Origin of the sequence: Alteromonas nitratireducens (assembly GCF_040812025.1) — a bacterium.
Lineage (GTDB): Bacteria > Pseudomonadota > Gammaproteobacteria > Enterobacterales > Alteromonadaceae > Alteromonas > Alteromonas nitratireducens.
This window is the reverse complement of sequence record NZ_JBFNPK010000001.1, coordinates 280,335-302,199: the sequence shown is the minus strand read 5'-3', so window position 1 is coordinate 302,199 and position 21,865 is coordinate 280,335. Positions and strand designations below refer to the sequence as shown.

The following is a 21,865-nucleotide window of genomic DNA, read 5'->3' as shown; positions in this document are numbered from 1 at the left end:
CGAAAAATCAATCGCTTTTGAGCAACGGCATGGCGGGCAAAAACCAGCGTCGGTGAAGATCGTGACGAAAACTGCGCAGCATGAGTGTGCCATCCTGCCTTACCGCAACCCGCAGATACCCGTGCTCACTGGTCGCCCATAACGCCGTCCCCTGTTCACGGTAGCGGGAAACCACCTCGTCATGGGGAAAACCCCAGCGATGCGCAAACTGTTGGGTAAAAATAACGTGTTCGGGGGCAACGCGCTGTATCCATATTCCCGTTGACGACGTGTTACTGCCGTGATGCGGAGCAATCAACACCGATGAGGTGAGATCATCGTCCATGGTCAGCAGCGCATATTCCGCGCTTCGTTCAATATCACCCGGCAGTAAAATACTGTGCCTGCCGTCACTGATTTGCAGGACACAGGACAGATTATTTTCTGTTCCGGTGGCTGACGGGGTTGGCCATAAAAAACGCAACGACAACTTCTGCCATTCAATATGATGACCACGCACACAACCGGACTGAGGTAAGTACCAGGCTGGTAGCTGATTTGTATTTTTCAGGTAGTGGATCAGCGCCGGCACACCGCCAGCATGATCGTTGTCACCGTGACTGACCACTACGGCATCGATGTCAAGCCGGTAATGCGCAATTAACGGAAGCAGTGCCGGCGTCATCACCCGGTCAACACCACGACTCGACGCACCGGTATCAATGACAATGGCATGTTGCCCACGGGCCAGCACCATCGCCGTTCCCTGCCCGGCGTCCAGCACATGCAGATACCATGTTGACTCGTCGGCTGGAACAAAGCTGCCCAATAGTGGAAGTACAAGAATGGCGGCACTGCGACGACGGTACCGCCCGCCAGGTATCGACAACATCCACAGCGCCAGCGCCGATGTCAGCAATACCGGCACAGGCAGCGCGGCCTCAAGGGACGGGGGCAGCATGTCTCGCAAATAGCGCAATACGTCAACAGTGCCGCCCATCATCACATCGGCCAGTTGCATTGGCCAGAACGACTCCGGCGATACCAGTGACATTCCCAACAGCACCAACACTGCCGGCAGCAGCACAAATAACCAGGGCACCAGTACAAGATTGATGACAACGCCTGACACGCTCCATACAGAAAACCAGCCAAGTGTCAGTGGCAACAGCGCGACAGACAACATTAACTGCAGACGCCATAGCGCCCCCAGGCCACTATACGCTGATAATTGCCAGCGCCAGTTCGCATACCAGATAAGCAGTACAGCCCCCGCGCTCAGATAAAAGCTGGCAGACAGCAGGGAGAGCGGAAACAACACGATTAACAGCGCCATCATCAGCAGCGCCTGGGATGCGTGTGGCCATTGTCGTAACAGAACATGAAACAGACTTACCACAGCCAGTAACAGCCAGGCGCGCACTGCCGGCAGTTGCGCGCCTGACAGGATGACATAACCGCCCGCGCCAACAAGCAGCATCAGCAACACCAGAGGTCGTGCATTGCGCACCGGATGGCCACGGCACACCAGCAGCATTACCAGCGTGATGATCGCCCCGCTCACAGGCAATAAAATCAGCGCAACAATACCAAGGTGAAATCCCGAAATACTGAACAAATGACCGGTACCCGTGTCCTGCAACAGTGTCCAGTCGTCACGGGTTAACTGGCTTCGCTCGCCAAACAGTAAGGCGTTCAGCCAGCGCTCGCTGGCTATCTGGTATGTCCGGACATGCTGACTCAGCTGGTCTCGCAGGGAGGCGGTGTGACGAAGCACAGTAACGTGTTCAAGACTGCCCGATGCCACAATGCCGCGGCTGGCATAATATTGCTGAGACAGAAACCCAAACGGATTGGCGCTGCCATAAGCGGGCGTAAGTCGGGCAGAAGCGGTGATCACCGCACCTGCCGGGAGACAGCGTGAATGATGGTCGTACAAGCGCAGGTAGCGGCCTGCCCCCGCGGGAGTATTGTTCAGTGAGGTTAACTGAAAATAGTAGTCTGCATACGCTGTTTTACACGCGGCGCTGACTATTTGTCCGGAAATTGTTACAGGTTGCTTAATTTTGTCTGCAGGAAGTTGCCAAGCATAGTACCAATGCCCTACACTCGCCATCCATAACACACCGGTCATAACACCACAGCACAGCGCGGGTGTGAGCGAAAGAGATCGCCATCGTCGCCGTGCTATGGCGAGCGCCAGACAGCGCCTTTTTATCACCATCACCGCAAGCACCACGCTGAGTAGCAGCAGGCGGGAACGTGATGGCAGAGATGGCCACAGGACAAATGTCAGGGAGGCGCTGCAAAAGCCCAGCAGCCAGATTGTGATATGATACTGCTGCGCTTGTGTACCCATAAAATAAATGAACCAGACTTATGCCTAAAAAGTTTATCCGCCGCTTTCTGCCTGATCACGAGACGATAAAGCGACAGCGCGCGTTACGCATTTTCGGGAAAATCCTTCACGAGCCTAACTTGTGGCATCTCAACCGGCGCTCGGCTGCCGGGGCGTTTGGCGTTGGTTTGTTTTTCGCTTTCTGGCCGGTACCGTTTCAGATGTGGTTATCTGCGGCGGCGTCCATTCCACTCAGAGTGAACCTGCCTCTTTCTGTGGCAACCGTATGGATCACGAATCCCTTTACTATGCCGCCGATATTCTATGGGGCGTATAAGGTCGGGACTACTGTACTTGGGACCACACCGAAACATTTTGAGTTTCAGTTCAGCTGGCAGTGGGTTGTGGAAAGCTTGTCGACCATCGGTCCGGCTTTTTTAGTCGGATGCGGGATCTGCTCGGTGGTATTCGGGCTGGCAGGTTACTTCGGGCTTAACTGGCTGTGGCGCTTTCAGGTCAAAAAGGCCTGGCAGCACCGACAGGAAAAACGCCGGGCTGCCACATCACAACATTAACCGGCGGTATACAAACCGTGCTCTTTCAGCACGCTGAGCAGCTTGTCCTCATCCCAGACATCCACGCCCAGCGACTGCGCCTTGGTCAACTTAGACCCGGCTTTCTCGCCAGCAACCAAAAAGTCGGTGCTGCCCGACACAGAGCCTGACACTTTCGCACCGAGCTGCTGCAGCAATGCCTTTGCGTCATTACGCCCCATCGCAGACAGTGTGCCGGTCAGCACACAGGTTTGTCCTTTCAGTGGTTGCGCGTCTTCATCCGGGAGCACAATGTCCGGCCAGTTAACACCTTCCTCGATCAGCGCATCGATTACATCATTGTTATGCGCCTCACGGAAGAAGTTGCAGATATGCTCAGCAACCACACTGCCGACATCCTGCACCGTCTGCAGCGTGTCACTGTCAGCCTGTCTGATTGCGTCAAGCGTGCCAAAGTGCTGCGCCAGATTCAGTGCGGTTGACTCGCCCACTTCTCTTATCCCGAGCGCATACAGAAACTTATTCAGGGTGGTCGTCTTCGACGCCTCCAGCGAGCTCAGCAGGTTGCTGGCCGACTTTTCTCCCACACGCTCGAGACTGATAAGGTCAGCCAGACTCAGCCTGAAAAAGTCAGCCGGGCTGTGCACCAGATCGGCATCAACCAGTTGATCGACCAGCTTGTCGCCCAGACCGTCTATATCCAGCGCCTTGCGCGACGCGAAATGTTTCAGCGCCTGCTTTCTCTGGGCTGCGCAGATAAGGCCGCCGGTACAGCGCGCAACCGCTTCACCCTCGACCTTTTCAACCTGGGAGTCACAAACAGGACAATGGTCAGGAAACACAATCTCACTGACATCATCCGGCCTTTTCGCTTCCACTACCGACACCACCTGCGGGATCACGTCACCGGCCCGGCGGATAATCACATAATCCCCTATTTTTACGCCCAGGCGGTTTATTTCGTCCTGATTGTGCAGCGTGGCATTGGACACGGTAACACCGCCAACAAACACCGGTTCCAGCCGCGCGACCGGCGTAATTGCGCCGGTTCTGCCGACCTGAAATTCCACATCCGTTAAGCGGGTAACCTCTTCCTGTGCCGGAAACTTCTGCGCAATCGCCCAGCGCGGGGCGCGGGCGACAAACCCCAGGGTCTGCTGCAGCGCAATGCTATCGACTTTAAAGACAACACCATCAATGTCGTACGGCAGGCCTTCACGCGCGTCAAGTATGCGGTGGTAGTACGCCAGACAGCCTTTGGCGCCTGTTGCCGTATCTGCCTGCGGACACAATGGCAGGCCCCACTGAGCCAGCAGACTAAGCCGCTCGCTGTGATGATCAGGCAGTGTGAACGTGTCAGGCGAGACAACACCCAGTGAGTACGCGTAAAACATCAGTGGCCGTTTAGCGGTTATCCGCGAGTCAAGCTGACGCAGACTACCGGCCGCCGCATTACGCGGGTTGGCAAAGATCTTCTCACCACGCTCACGCTGGCGATTGTTAAGTTGTTCAAAGCCGTCTTTGGGCATGAATACTTCACCACGCACCTCCAGTCGCTCAGGAAAACTGTTGCCCCGCAGCTTCAGCGGTACGTTGGCAATGGTGCGTACGTTTTGCGTGATATTTTCGCCGGTCTGGCCATCTCCGCGCGTCGCCGCACGCACCAGCACACCGTTTTCATACAAGATACTCACGGCCAGGCCGTCGAGCTTTGGCTCACAGCTAAAACGCAGTGTCTCCGACGATTTCAGGCGGTCAAAAATACGTTTTTCAAACGCATACAGGCTCTCTTCATCAAACGCGTTATCAAGCGACAGCATGGGCACTTCATGCTGCACCGGCGTGAACGCGTCGAGTGGCTGTCCCCCTACTTTTTGCGTGGGCGAGTCAGGAGTCACCAGTGCCGGGTATTCTGCCTCGAGTTGTTGCAGAACGCGCAACTGCCTGTCGTACTCAGCGTCGGGTACGGTAGGATCGTCCAGCACGTAATACTGGTAATTGTATTCATTAATGCGGGCGCGCAGGTCTTCTGCCTGCGCACGAATAGTTTCTGGGATCACGACTCCACCTTGTCTGTCAGTCGGTCAGCACGCTGGATGATTAGTGGCGGGCAATCATCCGCTGACGTTCGAATTCGCGAATTTTTTCGGCGTACTGCTGCAATCCCTGACGGGTCAGCACGCTGCGGCGCCCATCAAGCACCTGTGCGTCAAACTCATCAGCAATTTTACGAGCAGCATTGTGCATCATGTTAAATACCTGATGCGGATCGCCCTCGATAGGCAGGATCATAAACAGTGATAATCCTTTGGTTGAAAAGTTTTCCAGGTTATCAATGTCGAAATTGCCGGGCTTAAACATGTTAGCCAGGCTGAACAAGACCGGACCTTTTCCGTTTGAGTTTACGTGGCGATGGAAAATATCCTGGTCACCAAATTTAAACCCCAGCGTCAGCAGCAAAGGCAGCAAGGCTGCACCTGAAATAGGTTCATCCTGTTTGGCCCGCACGTTCAGTACCAGCACTTCCTGTTCAGGCTGAGCGCCGGCACGCGGTTTGTCCTGCCGGGCGTCATCATTGGCAGAAAACGACGGCTCTGATGCCTGATCATCAAAGTCGATACGCATCTGGTCATCACCAAAATTAGGTTCCTGGCGACGCCGTGGCGATGCACTTCTGCTGCGCTTTCTGATACTTTTCGGCGCCTCGGGCTCGGCAGCTGGCGCGGGGCTGGCCTCTGGCTGGCCAGGCTGGGTGTCCAGACTAAACTCATCCACTTCCGATGGCGCCTGTCTCGCCGCATTGGCTTTTTCTTCTTCGGTTTTTAACAGAAAATTCGGTGGCTCCGGGAAGTCGACAATATCGGCTTCACCAGGCGGAGTGTATGGTGCCTGCATGTGAGGCTTAGGGTTAGTTACCACTGAACCGTACAGTTTTTCGGCCTTTTTCGGCGCCTCCGTGGTGACCGCTTTTTCTGGTTCGTCGTTCTCAGTTGCGGTCGTATCGTCTGTGGTATCCTGCTCACCAGCCTCTTCTTCAGGCGCATCATCGGCCTGGGGCTGCGACTTGCCTACGCGAACACGGCCTATGCCCAGTTCATCATAGTAGTCATCATCATTATCATGCTCATCAGGAAGGTCAAACGCCGCGTCATCATCATCGCTGTCAGTCCACGCTTGAGGCTCTTCACGCTGTGCATCATCGTCCGGACGGTTCGCTTTACGGATTTTCCAGATACCATGCGCCAGTACCGCCACGATAAAACAGGTGCCGGCTATAAGTAGTGAGAGACGTAATTGATCTTCCATCTCAGATTTTCGCCCTTGTTATGCTTCTGCGAAGGCCATGGCTTCTTCCACATCCACAGCAACCATGCGTGAGACGCCCGGCTCCGCCATGGTCACCCCGGTGAGGTGGCTGGCCATTTCCATCGCAATTTTATTATGGGTGATATAGATAAACTGCACTGTCTGTGACATTTCGGACACCAGCTTACAGAAGCGTCCGACGTTAGCGTCATCCAGCGGTGCGTCAACCTCATCCAGCAAACAAAACGGCGCCGGATTCAGCCTGAAAATTGCAAACACCAATGATAAAGCGGTTAACGCTTTTTCTCCACCGCTTAACAGATGAATAGTGCTATTTTTCTTTCCCGGTGGCCGCGCCATGATCGTCACGCCGGTCTCCAGCAAATCATCATCGGTAAGATCGAGGTATGCCGAGCCTCCACCAAACACTTTCGGGAACAGGGTTTTCAGGTCATTATTAACCTGTTCAAAGGTAGCCGAGAAGCGCGTACGGGTTTCCTTATCTATCTTTCTGATAGCGGCTTCCAGGGTATCCAGCGCCGAGACCAGGTCGTTGTGCTGTTCATCCAGGTGCGCTTTACGCTGCGACTGTATTTCAAACTCTTCCACTGCGGCAAGGTTAACCGCACCCAGCCGATCAATGGCGGCCTGATTTTTTTCCAGCTCCGCCTGCCAGGTATCCTCACTGGCGTCCTCCGGCAATGATTCGAGTACCGCTTTCAGGCCTACGCCGGTGTCTTCCAACTGTTCCAGTACAGCAGCTGCCCTCACCCGGAAACCTTCAATATCAATTTTGAGTTTTTCGATGACGGTCTGACGCTGGCTGATTTTGCTGGCGATGCCAGCCTGCCCCTGCTCAGCTTCCCGCAGCAGCGCGTCTACATGATCAAGCTCTGCCTGACATTCGCTTTTTCTTTCTTCTATCTCCTGCTTACGTTCAAGCAGGATCTGCAGTTCTTCCTGTTGCGTTTCCAGCGGGCTTAACAGACTCTCCTGCTCTTCTTTGAGCCTGGCGTCTCGCGCACGATAATCATGCAGTTGCTGTTCGTTTCGGGCCACCTGTTGCTGATAGAGCTGCAACTGGTTTTCCTGCTGTTTGCGGGTCAGATCCAGGCTGTGTTTTTTCTCGACCAGTTGTTCCACCGTGGTTCGGGCACTGGCAACACGCTGCTCAGCTTGTTCGCGCTGCTGTTCAACCGCTTTCATGTGCGTTTCATAATCAAGAATCGCTTCCTCCAGCGTTTCGAGCTGCTCCGACAGGGATTCAAGCTGTGCATGCTCGGTGTCCAGTAGCGCTTTCTGGCGCTCGCGCTCTTCAATTAGTTTCTGCAGACGGCTTCGCGCCTGCTCACGCTGCATATCCAGCATGTTGCGCTGACTGTCCAGTTGCTGGCACTGTACCGACGCGTGCTCGCGCGCTTCGCGGCACTGCTCCATGCGCTGCTCTGCGTCGTAGAGCTGTTGCGTGGCCTGTTCGGTTTCGTCTTCGAGCGCCGCTAACCGCGCCTGCGCCTCATCCAGTTCCTGAGTCAGGGTGGATAAACGTGCAGCGCGCTGCAGCGCGCCTTCCCGCCCGTCCGGTTCACCGGCCAGTACGAAGTCTTTACCCAGCCAGAGGTTATCGCGGGTAACAATACTCTGACCAGCTGACAACGACGCGTGTTTATCCAGCGCTCCGGCCAGTGTGTCACACACCAGAATGTCATCGAACAACGCGGGATAGTCCGCCTGATTGATGTATACAGCCAGCGTCCCCGCCGGCTTGGCTGATGACGTGGCAAGCGTGCCCCAGATTTTTTTCCCTTTCGGCAGCGTCTCAGACTGCGAGGCCAGTTCATGCAGAGACAACGACTCGCTGATAAGGGGCTGTTGCATAGCACCTAACACAAACTCAAACAGTGCCTCGGCACCGGCTTCGACATCCAGGCTTTGCCAGACCGGACGTACACCCTCTACCTCAACATCCTGCCGGGCGGCTTCATCCTGCAGGGCTTCCAGTGCCGCAATGGTTGACTGAAGGCGCTGACAGGTGCCTGTCATCTGCTGCCTGGCGTTGTCAGCGGCGGTCACCTTATCCTTCGCGGCCCTGGCCTGCTGCTGAGATTCACTCAGTGCTTCCTGCGCCTCGTCCAGTGCCATTCGTGCCTCATCCAGGGCAGCATCAAGCTGTTCAATTCTGGCGTCCAGATCATCCTGTCTGAGCATCCCCAGCTCGTCATCAAGTTCACTGAGACGTTGCGTGGTGCGTAACTGCATGCTGGTGGTTGACTGGATTTTGCTGTGACAGTGCTGCGCTTCCTGTTTTAGCGACTGATATTTTTGTTCCTTTTCACGGCTTTCAGACGAGAACGCCCGCAGCGCCTGTTCTGCCTCTTCACGCTGCTCGACAGCCTGTTCAAGCTGCGCTTCCATCAGCTCGCTCTGAGGCACAATGTGCTGCAGTTCCTGGTCTGCGCGCTGGCAAATCTCGCGGGCATCTTTCAGCGAGGCCTCAAGCAATGCCTGTTGTTCAGTCAGCTGGTTACGCTCTTCTATTAATTGCTGATGGCGCTGTTTGCCATGCAGGGTATTTTGTTCAAGCCGCGTGATTGCAGTGGCGGTGGTAAATAATTCCTGCTGCAGTGCGTCCAGACTGGCCTTGGCTGCCTGTTGCTGCTCGCGGTAGCGATGGATACCGGCTTCGTCACCGCGCTGCTGAGCCACCAGCGCATCCAGCTCCTGCTGTTCCTTGGCCTGCGTCTGTTCCAGTTTAGTGATGTGCTCAGAATTGGTGAGCCAGCGCAGCGCCGCCAGCTGCGATTTCAGCTCACGAATTCGGGTCTTGAGCGTTTTATAGCGTGCCGCCGTGGCGGCCTGGCGCTGCAGCTTTTCGAGCTGCTGTCCCAATTCGCCCCGCACGTCCTCAAGCCGCTCAAGGTTATCCTGCGTGTGGCGGATCCGGTTTTCCGTTTCACGCCGGCGTTCTTTGTATTTGGAAATGCCCGCGGCTTCTTCAATAAAAACCCGAAGCTCCTGAGGTTTAGATTCGATCAGGCGGGAAATCATGCCCTGCTCAATAATGGCGTAGCTGCGCGGTCCTAAACCCGTTCCCAGAAACAGGTCGGTGACATCCCGCCGGCGACATTTAGTGCCGTTCAGGAAATAGGTTGAGGTTGCGTCACGCGTAACCAGGCGCTTAACCGATAATTCATTAAAGCGTGCATATTCACCGCCGAGGCGACCGGCGCTGTTGTCGAAAACCAGTTCTACGCTGCACTGGCCGACCGGTTTGCGGGCTGACGACCCGTTAAAAATCACATCGGTCATAGCATCGCCGCGCAGGTTTTTGGCTGAGCTTTCACCCAGTACCCAGCGCACGGCGTCAATCACATTCGACTTACCGCAGCCATTCGGGCCAACGATCGCGGTCATGTCTCCCGGGAACGGGATAGAGGTAGGGTCGACAAACGACTTAAAGCCAGCCAGCTTGATCTTCTTCAGGCGCACCGATGCGCTCCCATTAAGGTAAGCACGTCCCGGGCGTCATCAGACACCGGACCGGAATCAGTTAATACCAAACTAATTGGCAACATAAATAAGCGCGATCATGACATTATTGTTATTCGTTCGACTGTACCAAAACTCACAGGTTGTAACAAATGGCATTTCATGGTGCAGTGACGGGCGGTTTATACTGCCACTGACTGGGAAGTAAGGAGTCAATATGACATCGAGAAGTGGTTTTCATTATTTTTTTGAAGGGTTCTCACTGATCACCACCAAAGGGCTGAAGCGATTCGTCTTTGTACCGCTGACAATTAACCTGATTTTATTCGCTACCGCCTTTTACTTTTTATTTGGTCTGATTGACGACGGGATCCGCTACCTGATTGGACTGGTGCCGGACTGGATGGGATGGGCATCCACCGCCATCGAGTATATCCTTTGGCCGCTGGCCGTCGTCAGTGTACTCCTGGTGTTCGCCATTGTATTTGGCACACTGGCAAACTGGATTGCGGCGCCGTTTAACGGCGTATTATCAGAAAAGGTAGAACGGCATCTGACCGGTCAGGCACTCGGAGATGAAGGTGTCATGGGGCTGATTAAAGACATTCCGCGCACCCTGTCCCGCGAACTGGCAAAATTGTTGTGGTACCTGCCGCGCGCTGTTGGCTTTCTGCTGATTTTTTTGTTTGTGCCGGTATTCGGGCAAATTATCTGGTATTTGTTTAATGCCTGGATGATGGCGATTCAGTATTGCGACTATCCCTACGACAACCACAAACTGGAGTTCAGCCTGATGCGTCAGCACCTTGGGCGGCATAAGTCCCGCGCTTTCTCTTTCGGGATCATGGTGAACCTGTTCTCACTGATCCCCATTGTGAACTTCATTGTTATGCCGGTGGCTATTTGTGGCGCTACATCAATGTGGGTGCACGAACTTCGCGACGAAGCTCTGTCGATGAGAAAACGTTAATCTCATACTGTTAAGGCGGACTCAGTTTGCGCCCGCCGCCTGCCCGGCCTGTCCGGTCTCACGATGATAGCGCGACAGCCAGTAACCCGCCTGGGGTGTCTGTCCGGCCCCATGAAATGCCTGAAACAGATTCATACTTACCGGTCGCTGCTGTGTCCTGTCATTAATCTGCGCCTGCCACAGTTTAAGATACAACGGCGGGATCACGCCGCTGTCATGGTGCTCCATAAAGGTGATTTCACCACTGGGTTTATATGCCGGGGCGTCAACAGATTCACAGGTTTTTGCCGGCCAAATCCCATGACCCGGCGACAGCGTCTGCCAGCGCGACAGTGTGCGGGCGGGCGCGTAAGTCAGCGCACCGTGAAAGACGATATTGGGGCTCTGGTTTATCGGCATTGATGCTGGCTGACAAAAGCGTCGGGCAGCCGATGCTGTCATCGGGTATTCATCCGCAAAGCCAGAAAAGTGCGCCAGTTCATGCACAAACACCGAGTAGGCATCACTGATGTCTAAATACATAACGCCGTTATGCACATTGGCCTTCCCCTGCTCGGCCACCACCACAATGTGTGTGGCATCGCGCGCGTCCACTGCAGGGGCCACAGGACGAATGTCACAGCCGAGCCGGCCGCTGCCCCGCCAGTCTTTATCACAGTTCAGGGTGTCGCGAGGTAACCAGACCGGGGGCGCCACACATATCGGTAACGTTGCCAGGCGGTCATCACTTTTAAATGCCCGGTAGAAGGTGTCAGCCCGCTGAATGGTGGGCAGTGATGCCGCAAAAAACTGAATACGCTGTTTACAGTCGCGGGCCGGCCATGAGTAGGCTGTCACCTCTGCGGGCGGCTGAGGCTGGTAACGACCGAGAATGTCAAGCAGCGCCCGGGCTGTATCATTACCTGACTGCGCGGACCGGATCAGGTAGGCTTTGCCTTCTTCGCGGTTGCCGGTCTCCCACAGCAAACGGCCATACTTATAGGCCGCCTGATTGTCATTGTCGGCGGTAAGCGCAAGCCAGGGTCTGGCTTTTTCGGGTTGTTCCTGTAGCAGATACCAGTCAGCCAGTGCGGCCTGTGCCGGCTCATACCCCTGATTCGCTGACTTTTTCAGCCAGCGTTCACGCAACTCAGCGCCATCAACCGACATCGCGTATGCCAGTTGCGCCTGTGGCACACCGCCTTTCGCGGCCAGTTCCATCAGTTCGCCCTCACTGGCTTCCGGCCCCCGCAGCTCATACAGCGCCCATGCCGCTTCCGGATGGTCAAGGGCAACCATACGCTGCAACCAGTAGCGATTTTTCTGCATGGTGGCATAGTCAACCAGCATGTCCTGCGCAACCTGATCACCCAGCAGGGACGCACGGTAAAGCAACGCCGCCGGATTTGACGCGGCGAGGGCATTTTTGCGCAGTGCCGAAATCGCCGACGTGGTGTCGCCGGTAACAAGCAGCATTGCCAGTAGTGCGAACAATAAACCACGCATGGGGGCAGTTAGTCGTCCTGTTGGGCTACCTGACGCAGTCGGTTGAGTTCCATGCGGGCATATCGATATTCAACGTAATCGAACACATTGGTACTCAGCGCCAGTTTAAAGTAGTTAGACGCCACGCCGCGATTGCCTCGCTGGGTGTGGTATTTGCCGAGGTAAAAATACGCCTCGCACAACCTGTCGGTCAGGGCATTCTGACTGGTAACCCCGTTTAGCAACGAGTTCAGCACGTCGTTCTCGCTGACCTCACTACGGAAAAGATCAACCAGGGAGGTTGCCCAGTGCCCGTCATCCAGCGCAGGTCGCACATTATCGAGATAGGCTTTGCCGTCGGCAGGAGAAATTTCATAGTGAGCAAAATAGGCCCACAGTGCACGAAACGGATCGCTTTCGTCCTTCGCCAGAAATTTGCCCAGGTCGTTTACCGCCAGTTCCGACCGTCCGCCGTAATAAAGTGCAATACCGCGGTTGAGAAAGGCAAAATCATAATCCGGGTCAATCTCAAGGGTAGAGTCAAATGCCTCGTATGCCTGGATAAATTCCATCTGCTCAATATAATGGATGCCCATTGAATTGTAGGCCTGTGCCATATCCGGTTTGAGCGAAATAGCCTGGCTGTAGTCGAACTGGGCGAGACCCGCCAGCCCAACACTGTCATACAGCATACCGCGCTGAAAATGCAGCTCAGCCTTGTCCTCATCGGGAATACCCGCCGTTGCGAGTATCTGGTTGTATCTGGCAATGGCCATTTGTGAACGCGGACTGGCGGGTGCAGGCTCAGCCAGCAGCAAATTACCCATTTCAGACCGCGCTTTTGGCGCACGGGTCTGGGCACAACCGGTCATTAATGCGGCAAACAACAGAAAACATAGAGGACGAAAAAGCTTACGCATGATAAAAAGGCATTCTTGTGAAGTTAATTACTCAACCTATCAGGCTCTGACACTGAAAAGTCAGGGATATGGATGCCGCAACCTTCTCGCATTTACCTCTAAATGTAAAGTACTAACGGCCTGACAGACCAAGGAACTTATGACATCAATAACAACAAAACTCATTGAAAAAGCACGGGAAGTGCAGAAAAAAGCTTATGCCCCCTATTCTGGTTTTGGCGTTGGCGCTGCGATCCTGTCGGACACCCAAACCTTCACTGGCTGCAATGTGGAAAACGCTGCCTATCCGCTCGGGCAATGCGCCGAAGCGACTGCAATTGGCAACATGGTGGCAGCCGGCCATCAGGCCATCTCTGCCATTGTGATAGCCGGCCCTAACGACGAATTTTGTTATCCGTGCGGCGGTTGCCGCCAGAAAATTGCGGAATTCGCGGATGCGGACACGCCCGTGGTGCTGGTAAACCAACAGGGCGATACCACGCAAACCACCATTGGCGAGCTGTTGCCCAACACCTTTCGCGTGAAATAACACGGTGTTTAAGTAAACCAACAGGTAAGTAAGGTTCTCTCTTTGCGCCGGACGTAAACTACGCAGCCCGTCCGGTGCGTCCTCAATAGCCTGGTTCAGACGGACAATCGCCTACTTCCCCGCCTTTCGCTTTTCCATTGCTGCGAGTTGCTCATCAGTAGCTGGGGTCTGGTATTTCTCTTTCCATTCGCTATAAGGCATTTTGTATATCACTTCCCTCGCCTGCTCGTAATCGACCTTTTCGCCACGTGTTTCGGCTTCTGCTACGTACCATTTCGCCAGGCAGTTACGGCAGAAATCCGCAAGAATCATCAGATCAATATTCTGTACGCCTTTGTTGTTATCCAAATGATTAAGCAGGCGTCTGAACGTAGCCGCTTCTATTTCGGTTTGTACCTGTTTATCCATCGTGGGTTTCCTTTCTGTCTGCGATCAAAAAAGGGAGCGACTGCTCCCTTTATTATTCTAAGAAGACACAACCGTGTCGTCTAATTACTCTTCGTCAGCTTTAGGTGCCGGCTTTTCCAGCAGCTCTTTGATGCTCAGACGTACGCGGTTCTGACGGTCAATTTCCATCACTTTCACGTCTACCATCTGGCCTTCTGACAGGTAATCAGTCACCTTGTTTACGCGCTCATGCGCAATCTGAGAAATGTGAACCAGACCTTCTTTGCCTGGCAGCACTTCTACAAACGCACCGAAGTCAACGATACGGGTAACTTTACCGTGGTAGGTTTTGCCCACTTCAATTTCTGCAGTGACCTGCTCGATTTTGCTGATAGCAATGTCGGCTTTCGCACGCTCGGTGGCAAAAATCTTAATGGTACCGTCATCTTCAATTTCGATGTTGGTATCAGACTCTTCGGTAATCTGACGAATCATCGCGCCACCTTTACCGATAACCTCACGGATCTTGTCCTGATCGATCTTCATGGTGTAAATGCGCGGAGCAAATTCACTCAGCTCTTCACGGTGACCCGCAATTGCTTCATCCATCACTTTCAGAATGTGAAGACGGGCTTCTTTTGCCTGCTTCAGAGCAATCTGCATGATTTCTTTAGTGATACCTTCAATCTTGATATCCATCTGCAGTGCAGTGATACCATCGGTAGTACCGGCCACTTTAAAGTCCATATCACCCAGGTGATCTTCGTCACCAAGAATGTCAGACAGTACCACGAAGTTTTCGTCGCTCTTAACCAGGCCCATCGCGATACCGGCAACCGATGCCTTAATCGGTACACCCGCGTCCATCAGTGCCAGAGAGGTTCCGCACACCGATGCCATAGAGGACGAACCGTTTGATTCAGTGATTTCAGAAACCACACGCACTACGTACGGGAATTCTTCTTCACTCGGCATCACCGCCTGGATACCACGCTTGGCCAGACGACCGTGACCAATTTCACGACGCTTGGGCGAGCCAATCATACCGGTTTCACCCACGCAGTATGGAGGGAAGTTATAGTGCAGCATAAAGCGGCTGTCGCGCTTACCCTGCAGCTCATCAATCATTTGTGCGTCACGCTCAGTGCCCAGCGTTGCCGCTACCAGAGCCTGTGTTTCACCACGGGTAAACAGGGCTGAACCGTGAGTACGTGGCAGCACGCCAGTGGCTACGTCAAGCGCACGGATCATGGCAGGGCCACGACCGTCGATACGCGGCTCGCCGGCCAGGATGCGTGAACGAACTACGTCACTTTCCAGGTCGTGTAACAGTTCCAGGACTTCTTTTGCGTCCTGCTCTTCGTTTTCTGCCAGAATGTCTGCCAGTGCCTTCTCGGTTACTGCTGTGACAGCATCCTTACGGGCCAGTTTGTCAGAAATCTGGTACGCCTCAGTCATGCCGGCTTCGGCCAGTGCTTTCACTTTCGCTTTCAGCTCAGTGTTTTCTGCCTCTGGCTGCCAGTCCCATGCCGGAGTACCCACTTCTTTAGCGAATTCGTTGATGTTATCAATGACGGTTTGCATCTGCTCGTGACCGAACATAACGGCGCCCAGCATGGTGTCTTCAGACAGTACGTTCGCTTCTGATTCCACCATCAGTACTGCGCTTTGCGTACCGGCAACAACCAGATCCAGTGCACTTTCGGCCTGCTCTTCGCTACGGGTATTCAGCACGTATTCGCCATTGATGTAACCCACACGGGCTGCACCGATCGGGCCGTTAAACGGAATGCCAGAGATGGCAAGTGCCGCAGAGGTACCAATCATTGAAATAATGTCAGTCGGGATATCAGGGTTTGCAGACATCACAGTTGCAACTACCTGAACTTCGTTTTTGAACCCTTCAGGGAACAGCGGACGAATTGGACGGTCAATCAGACGGGCGATCAGTGTTTCGCCTTCTGAAGGACGGCCTTCACGTTTGAAAAAGCCACCCGGAATTTTACCGGCTGCGTATGACTTTTCCTGATAGTTTACGGTCAGCGGGAAGAAATCCTGATCCGCTTTCGCTTCTTTCTTACCAACAACGGTTACCAGAACAGACGTGTCGTCCATGCTGGCCATAACGGCTGCCGTTGCCTGACGGGCAATTACACCCGTTTCCAGAGTGACAGTATGCTGTCCATACTGAAATGTTTTTGTAATAGGAGTCACTAGTTGTCCTTTAATTTCAATCTTCTTTGTTATCGCTTTTAAACGCGGCGCATAGTATAACGACGAACCACCGCTAATGCCATTACCAAATCACCGGCCCGCCGAATTCTCTTTCGCACAGTCTGTTTTACCCCGCGTGCTTTTAGTTTGCCACAGACATACGCATTTTTACCGCGCTCAGTATAATTTTTCATCAAACCGTAACAAATAGCGTATGCTATAGAAACAACAGACCTGGTTGCCATAAAGGAGCGGTTATGTTGATTCTTCGCCTGAACAAAGCCGGTATGCCACAGGAGTGGATAGATCCGGAACATGCGGCGCGGCTATATTGTCAGGACAAGGTGCTGTTCGAGTTAGGCAGCCAGTCCTGTACCCTGCACGGTGGCTGGAATGCTATGGGTGTGCAGAGCGTGCTTGAACTGTCTTCTATCATTGCCTGTGACGGTAAGGTAACCGACACTTCCGGAAGCATTGCGCTGAACAATCGCTACTTATTTCGACGTGATAATCATTTGTGTCTGTATTGCGGTCAGAAATTTACGCCATCCCAGCTTACCCGGGACCATATTCTGCCGCGCTCCCGCGGCGGCAAAGACTGCTGGACAAACGTGGTCACCGCCTGTTCACGCTGTAATCACGCCAAGAGCGCGCGTACCCCGGAAGAGGCCGGTATGCCGCTGCTCGCCGTACCGTTTCGCCCCAACCTGTACGAACGGTTTTACCTGATGAACCGACGTATTCTGGCTGACCAGATGGCGTTTCTGGAAAGTCACTTTACTCAACGAAGGCAGTGGGATACCTGTTGACGGGACTTCTTGGCAGCCGGCTCAGGCGGTGACTGAGCGGTTGACCACTTCGGTTGTCATGCTGTCCAGCGCCTGCTCTTCCTTTTGTGCCCTGAACCACAGGTTCATCCAGTCAGCACAGATTTTATGCTCCAGTTCATATGCTTCGGCAGTGGGGCAAAACAGCGATACCCTAACCACCACTTTGGCGTATTTATTGGTGGCAATTTCTACTTCGGGATCGATACTGATGAACTCCTGTTCAAGATGACGCTCAATCAGTCCTTTGTAACGTTCAGCAACATCACGGAAGTATTCACAATGCGCCTGCGCTCTGGCAATAAACGCCGGTAACAGTTTATAGGCATTAACCACCGACTCATTCACAATCTCAAACGTGTGCAGACGGTAGCGGCGCATGAAGTTCAGGTTACGAACCGTTTGGGTCACCAGCTGGCTGTTTGGCACATACACGTGTTTGCCGGTGTAGCTGAAGGAGTCAGGATCAACTTCCAGCAGCGCCGTTTTTGCCCAGTCCATTTCCACCACTTCGCCAACGATCTGGTTCATCTGGATCCAGTCTCCTACCCGGAACGGTCTGGCCCCAAGGTAGTAGATAAAGCCCAGGAAACACTGAATAAACTCTCTGGTTGCCAGTACAATTGCCACCATAAATGCCGCAATGGAAATCGCCAGACTCTGAATTTCCGACGACCACAACACCATCAGCGCCACCAGAATCAGGGCGTTACCCAGTTGTTCCAGAATATTGAGCTGATTACGCCGATCTTCGCCACGGCGGGTACTGCGTTTACGAATAACTTTGAGCAACAGCCGCTTGAACAGATGCAGCACGACAATCAGCGCGACCGACGTCAGTAATTTATGTTGCTGCATTAAGCCTGTTATCTGAAGCCATACCTGCTGTGCATCAAATGTCATTCCGAACTCCAACTAACATTTTGAAAGACAAATAAAAACGCCGGGCTAAGCCCGGCGTCGCATTATGAATCATATGACTCATGGGTACAACGTGCGTTACTCGCGAATTTGACCGTCACCATTGACCAGGTATTTCTCCGTGGTCAGTGACTCCAGCCCCATCGGACCATACGCATGCAGCTTGGTCGTCGCGATACCGATTTCCGCACCCAACCCCAGCTGGCTGCCGTCGTTAAAGCGTGATGAGGCATTCACAACGACCGCAGAAGCATCGACTGCACGCTGGAATAATGCGGCAGTCTCTTTGTTCTCAGTACAGATCACCTCAGTGTGGTTACTGCCGAAGCGCGCAATGTGATTCAGCGCGGCGTCGAAATCATCGACAATGCCTACCGCAATTTCCAGCGACAGGTACTCTTCACCAAATGCATCATCGGCAATGATGTCAGCACCATCAAAGTACTCGCCTGCCCGCTTATCGGCATGGACTCGAACGTTTTTCTCCGCCATGGCTTTCGCGGCCATTGGCAGGAAGTCTGCAGCCACAGCCTGGTGCACAATCAGTCCCTCAAGCGCATTACACACGCCGGTACGCTGCGTTTTACCATTCATCAGAATGTTCAGCGCTTTATTCAGGTCGGCGTCTTTGTCGACATACAGATGACATACGCCTTTAAAGTGCTGGATCACCGGTACCTTGGCATTTTCGGTCACGTATTTAATCAGACCTTCACCACCACGGGGGATGATGACATCGATCGCATCGTCCTGTTCCATCAGTTCCTGCATCAATGCACGGTCAGGATCAGGCACGACGGTAATCAGCGCCTTAGGCAGACCATGCTTTTCCAGGACGTCCTGCATGATTTTGGCAATCGCCAGACTGGTGTCCAGTGCTTCTTTACCACCACGCAGAATAACACCGTTACCTGACTTAAAGCACAGCGCACCGGCATCAGCGGTCACGTTAGGACGCGCCTCGTATATCATGCAAACCACGCCCAGAGGGATGCGCATTTTCTTGATTTCCAGGCCATTCGGGCGCTGACTGATCACGCGCTCCTGACCGACCGGATCATCCAGACTGATAATGGTTTCAATACCAGCCGCCATGTCTTCAATACGGGCATCATTCAGAATAAGACGGTCAATCATGGCCTCATCCAGATTATTCTCTTTAGCCCGTGCGACTTCTTTCAGGTTTACCTCAACGATGGCCTCTTTATTGGCGCGAATCGCGTCGGCCATGTCTTTGAGAACCGCATTTTTTGTGCTTTCATCCAGCACGGCCAGGGTTCTGGCTGCGGTTTTTGCCTGTTGTGATAACTCTGTAATAATGCTCATTCTTTCTCCAGGTTTGCTATATGCTGTTTAGAAATAATCGGGCCGGTCTTCTCTTCAAATTCAGACGCGAACTCTTCATTGTCCTGCTTGGCGATAAAATTCAGCAAACAGCTGCTGTAGTTCGACTTCGCCTTCACCAGCGCGGTACCGTCGTCTTTACGAACCAGAATGGTATCGCCGACGGAGAACTCACCTTTCACATCGACTATTTCACTACTTGTTAAACTTTCTGTGTCTTCTTCCAGTGACGCGTCAAAATTACTCTCGACAATCACTTCACCCTGCGCGTTGGACGTATGACGCATCCAGTGGATGTTTTCTTTCATCGGCTTTTCATACGGCTGGAAATGGGTACCAGGGTTCTTCCCTTCCAGCAGCATGTTAAACGACAGCTCAGTAAAGCCATTGATAATAAACGTATCAATGCCGTGAGAAACTGCTTTTTCAGCCGCTTCAATTTTAGTCCGCATTCCGCCGGTACCAACACCATCTTTCGCGGCACCACCGGCCATGGCGTAAATCTCGTCGTTGATTTCCTCAACCCACGACAATAATTTTGCGTCGTCATGTTCATGCGGGTTTTTGTCATACAGCCCGTCAATGTCCGAACAGATGATCAGCGCATCGGCATCGGCCGCAGCAGCCACCATCGCTGACAGGTTGTCGTTGTCGCCTACTTTCAGCTTGTCCGTGGTAACCGTATCGTTTTCGTTAACGATTGGCAGAATATCGTGATCCAGCAGACTGTCGATGGTATCGCGAATACTCACGTAACGTTCACGGTCGCGCAAATCCGCATGGGTTAGCAGGATCTGTGCTGACGGAAAATCGAACAACCTGTCCCAGGTTGAAATCATTTCTGTCTGACCTGCCGCAGCCATCGCCTTTTTAATCGCGATGTTCGATGACGCTTCCTCAGGAAACAGGTGGGCGCCAGCCGCTACCGACCCTGACGATACCAGTACAACCTGCGTACCGTTTGCGCGACACCGCACAATAAACTGTGCAATGCTTAACAGATAGTGGCTGCTGCATCCTTGCTTGTTGGGCGATATCAATGCACTGCCCACTTTTACCACCACACGTTTCCAATTGGGATGACTCATAATAGTACTTTCACCTTCACTTAAGCTTGTTGTTCCGCTAATTCTCTGCTGGCTTCATTAAACATCTGCTCTACTTCAGTAGAGGGCTGTTCATCAAATTTCGATACCAGCCACAATGTTGTCATACTGACAATGAACCCAGGAATAATTTCGTAGACGACCGAGCTCAGTGCCTCGCCGTCTTCCAGCACGGGTGCGTAAATCCAGAACAGGACAGTCAGTGCGCCTGTCACGATACCTGCCAGTGCCGCTTTGTGTGTCAGGTTCTTTTTATAGAGACTGAACAGCACAAGCGGACCAAAGGCAGCACCAAAACCTGCCCACGCATTACTCACCAGTGACAAAATTGTGTTCGACGAATCCATGGCCAGCAGCAGTGCAACAATAGCAACCCCCGCTACACCCATTCGTCCGATCGTTACCGTCGTTTTTTCACTGACTTCTTTTTTCGAAAACACACGATAGATGTCTTCAGTCAGCGAGCTTGCTGACACCAGCAGCTGTGACGAAATGGTACTCATAATGGCAGCCAGAATTGCAGCCATCAGAAAACCACTGATTAATGGATGAAACAGCAACTGCGAAAACAAAATAAAAATCGTTTCAGGGTCAGCAACTTCCAGTCCAAACTGGTTCGCGTAAGCGATGCCGACAAAGCCCGTACCCAGCGATCCAATAATCGTTACCAGCATCCACGACATACCGATGTTACGTGCTGTTTTGACCGCTTTAACTGAACGAATTGCCATAAACCGCACGATAATGTGGGGCTGTCCAAAATAACCTAATCCCCACGCCAGACTCGAAACCAGGCCAATGATACTCAGCTCTTTCCATGATTCCGTCAGATTCGGAACCGACTCATAGGCCGAGTTTGCCATTTGTGACGCACTGTCAAATTCCGTGAAGGCCACAATCGGCACCAGAATAAGCGCAATGAACATAATGCAGCCCTGCACAAAATCCGTCATGCTCACGGCAAGAAAACCGCCCAGCAACGTATATGACACCACCACGGCCAGCGTGATAATCAGCCCCCACTGATACTGCACGTCAAACGCACTTTCAAACAGCTTTCCGCCTGCAACCAGACCGGCTGACGTATACAACGTGAAGAACAACACGATAATGGCTGCCGACACCATCCGCACCGATGCGTTCTTACTTCCAAAACGCTTGGCAAAAAACTCCGGTACGGTCAGTGAATCATCTGCCACCTCGGTATACACCCGCAGCTTAGGGGCAACCAGCAGATAGTTGGCAAGCGCACCGGCCAGCAGGCCGATGGCAATATACATTGCGTCAAACCCTGTTAAATACATGGCACCAGGCAGCCCCATCAGCATCCACCCCGACATGTCAGACGCCCCGGCAGATAACGCCGTAACGTGCGGGCTCACCTGTCGGCCACCCAGAATGTATCCGGAAATGTCGCTGGTAGACTGCCTGTAAGCAAACAGACCTATCCCCAGCATGGCTAAGAAATAGATGGCCAGTGAAATATATGCTTCAGTTTGCATAACCTGTATGCACCTCGC

The 21,865-nt window shown here is 53.2% G+C and carries 16 protein-coding genes; 4 read left to right on the top strand and 12 right to left on the bottom strand.

Translation table 11 applies throughout. The features are described 5' to 3' along the window. Positions 1 to 7: 7 nt before the first annotated feature. Complete coding sequence (locus AB1N33_RS01350; protein WP_411269724.1) at positions 8 to 2,338, bottom strand: DNA internalization-related competence protein ComEC/Rec2; 2,331 nt, start codon at positions 2,336 to 2,338, stop codon at positions 8 to 10. Positions 2,339 to 2,358: 20 nt separating this feature from the next. Here AB1N33_RS01350 and AB1N33_RS01345 point away from each other — a divergent pair, with 20 nt between their 5' ends. Further along, positions 2,359 to 2,892 (top strand): DUF2062 domain-containing protein, encoded by a 534-nt coding sequence (locus AB1N33_RS01345; protein WP_411269723.1) that lies wholly within the window; start codon positions 2,359 to 2,361, stop codon positions 2,890 to 2,892. Here AB1N33_RS01345 and ligA read toward each other — a convergent pair. From ligA to smc, 3 genes are read right to left on the bottom strand one after another with little or no spacing between them, the layout of a single operon-like run. After that, the gene (ligA, locus tag AB1N33_RS01340; protein WP_411269722.1) at positions 2,889 to 4,931 is read right to left on the bottom strand and encodes an NAD-dependent DNA ligase LigA; all 2,043 of its coding nucleotides are present in this window, start codon (positions 4,929 to 4,931) and stop codon (positions 2,889 to 2,891) included. The genes AB1N33_RS01345 and ligA overlap by 4 nt on opposite strands. Before the next feature lie 40 nt (positions 4,932 to 4,971). Beyond that, positions 4,972 to 6,177 (bottom strand): cell division protein ZipA, encoded by a 1,206-nt coding sequence (zipA, locus tag AB1N33_RS01335; protein WP_411269721.1) that lies wholly within the window; start codon positions 6,175 to 6,177, stop codon positions 4,972 to 4,974. A gap of 18 nt (positions 6,178 to 6,195) precedes the next feature. Beyond that, positions 6,196 to 9,663, bottom strand: coding sequence for a chromosome segregation protein SMC (gene smc, locus AB1N33_RS01330; RefSeq protein ID WP_411269720.1), 3,468 nt, complete (start codon positions 9,661 to 9,663; stop codon positions 6,196 to 6,198). Positions 9,664 to 9,880: 217 nt separating this feature from the next. Between smc and cysZ the strand changes: the two genes are divergently transcribed. Then, positions 9,881 to 10,633, top strand: coding sequence for a sulfate transporter CysZ (gene cysZ / locus AB1N33_RS01325; protein ID WP_411269719.1), 753 nt, complete (start codon positions 9,881 to 9,883; stop codon positions 10,631 to 10,633). A gap of 21 nt (positions 10,634 to 10,654) precedes the next feature. Here the strand turns inward: cysZ and AB1N33_RS01320 are convergent, their stop codons facing one another. After that, the gene (locus tag AB1N33_RS01320; protein WP_411269718.1) at positions 10,655 to 12,118 is read right to left on the bottom strand and encodes a tetratricopeptide repeat protein; all 1,464 of its coding nucleotides are present in this window, start codon (positions 12,116 to 12,118) and stop codon (positions 10,655 to 10,657) included. An 8-nt stretch (positions 12,119 to 12,126) separates the two neighbouring features. Further along, entirely contained in the window at positions 12,127 to 13,017 is an 891-nt protein-coding gene (nlpI, locus tag AB1N33_RS01315) for a lipoprotein NlpI (RefSeq protein ID WP_411269717.1), read from the bottom strand. A gap of 139 nt (positions 13,018 to 13,156) precedes the next feature. Here nlpI and cdd point away from each other — a divergent pair, with 139 nt between their 5' ends. Then, entirely contained in the window at positions 13,157 to 13,546 is a 390-nt protein-coding gene (cdd, locus tag AB1N33_RS01310) for a cytidine deaminase (RefSeq protein WP_411269716.1), read from the top strand. A gap of 111 nt (positions 13,547 to 13,657) precedes the next feature. Here the strand turns inward: cdd and AB1N33_RS01305 are convergent, their stop codons facing one another. Continuing rightward, entirely contained in the window at positions 13,658 to 13,954 is a 297-nt protein-coding gene (locus tag AB1N33_RS01305; RefSeq protein ID WP_411269715.1) for a DUF1244 domain-containing protein, read from the bottom strand. An 84-nt stretch (positions 13,955 to 14,038) separates the two neighbouring features. Further along, a complete protein-coding gene (pnp, locus tag AB1N33_RS01300) occupies positions 14,039 to 16,147 on the bottom strand; it encodes a polyribonucleotide nucleotidyltransferase (protein WP_411269714.1) in 2,109 nt (702 codons plus the stop codon). 257 nt (positions 16,148 to 16,404) lie between these two features. Between pnp and AB1N33_RS01295 the strand changes: the two genes are divergently transcribed. Continuing rightward, positions 16,405 to 16,956 carry an HNH endonuclease gene (locus tag AB1N33_RS01295; protein ID WP_411269713.1) on the top strand — a complete coding sequence of 184 codons (552 nt, stop codon included), beginning with the start codon at positions 16,405 to 16,407 and terminating at the stop codon, positions 16,954 to 16,956. A gap of 21 nt (positions 16,957 to 16,977) precedes the next feature. Here AB1N33_RS01295 and AB1N33_RS01290 read toward each other — a convergent pair whose 3' ends face one another. The 4 genes from AB1N33_RS01290 to putP all read right to left on the bottom strand — a co-directional run bounded on the left by AB1N33_RS01290 (position 16,978) and on the right by putP (position 21,847). Further along, entirely contained in the window at positions 16,978 to 17,877 is a 900-nt protein-coding gene (locus AB1N33_RS01290; protein ID WP_411269712.1) for a mechanosensitive ion channel family protein, read from the bottom strand. Between the two features lie 96 nt (positions 17,878 to 17,973). Continuing rightward, complete coding sequence (locus AB1N33_RS01285; RefSeq protein WP_411269711.1) at positions 17,974 to 19,221, bottom strand: glutamate-5-semialdehyde dehydrogenase; 1,248 nt, start codon at positions 19,219 to 19,221, stop codon at positions 17,974 to 17,976. Next, positions 19,218 to 20,327, bottom strand: a complete 1,110-nt coding sequence (gene proB / locus AB1N33_RS01280; RefSeq protein WP_411269710.1) for a glutamate 5-kinase — start codon at positions 20,325 to 20,327, stop codon at positions 19,218 to 19,220. Before proB ends, AB1N33_RS01285 begins: the two co-directional genes overlap by 4 nt. Positions 20,328 to 20,347: 20 nt before the next feature. Beyond that, entirely contained in the window at positions 20,348 to 21,847 is a 1,500-nt protein-coding gene (putP, locus tag AB1N33_RS01275) for a sodium/proline symporter PutP (protein ID WP_411269709.1), read from the bottom strand. Positions 21,848 to 21,865: the final 18 nt, after the last annotated feature.

What these genes read in the sequence shown, in the direction of transcription:
- AB1N33_RS01350 (WP_411269724.1), bottom strand. Translation starts at nt 2,338, where the DNA reads ATGGGTACACAAGCGCAGCAGTATCATATCACAATCTGGCTGCTGGGC.
- AB1N33_RS01345 (WP_411269723.1), top strand. Translation starts at nt 2,359, where the DNA reads ATGCCTAAAAAGTTTATCCGCCGCTTTCTGCCTGATCACGAGACGATA.
- zipA (WP_411269721.1), bottom strand. Translation starts at nt 6,177, where the DNA reads ATGGAAGATCAATTACGTCTCTCACTACTTATAGCCGGCACCTGTTTT.
- cysZ (WP_411269719.1), top strand. Translation starts at nt 9,881, where the DNA reads ATGACATCGAGAAGTGGTTTTCATTATTTTTTTGAAGGGTTCTCACTG.
- AB1N33_RS01320 (WP_411269718.1), bottom strand. Translation starts at nt 12,118, where the DNA reads ATGCGTGGTTTATTGTTCGCACTACTGGCAATGCTGCTTGTTACCGGC.
- nlpI (WP_411269717.1), bottom strand. Translation starts at nt 13,017, where the DNA reads ATGCGTAAGCTTTTTCGTCCTCTATGTTTTCTGTTGTTTGCCGCATTA.
- cdd (WP_411269716.1), top strand. Translation starts at nt 13,157, where the DNA reads ATGACATCAATAACAACAAAACTCATTGAAAAAGCACGGGAAGTGCAG.
- AB1N33_RS01305 (WP_411269715.1), bottom strand. Translation starts at nt 13,954, where the DNA reads ATGGATAAACAGGTACAAACCGAAATAGAAGCGGCTACGTTCAGACGC.
- AB1N33_RS01295 (WP_411269713.1), top strand. Translation starts at nt 16,405, where the DNA reads ATGTTGATTCTTCGCCTGAACAAAGCCGGTATGCCACAGGAGTGGATA.
- AB1N33_RS01290 (WP_411269712.1), bottom strand. Translation starts at nt 17,877, where the DNA reads ATGACATTTGATGCACAGCAGGTATGGCTTCAGATAACAGGCTTAATG.
- AB1N33_RS01285 (WP_411269711.1), bottom strand. Translation starts at nt 19,221, where the DNA reads ATGAGCATTATTACAGAGTTATCACAACAGGCAAAAACCGCAGCCAGA.
- proB (WP_411269710.1), bottom strand. Translation starts at nt 20,327, where the DNA reads ATGAGTCATCCCAATTGGAAACGTGTGGTGGTAAAAGTGGGCAGTGCA.
- putP (WP_411269709.1), bottom strand. Translation starts at nt 21,847, where the DNA reads ATGCAAACTGAAGCATATATTTCACTGGCCATCTATTTCTTAGCCATG.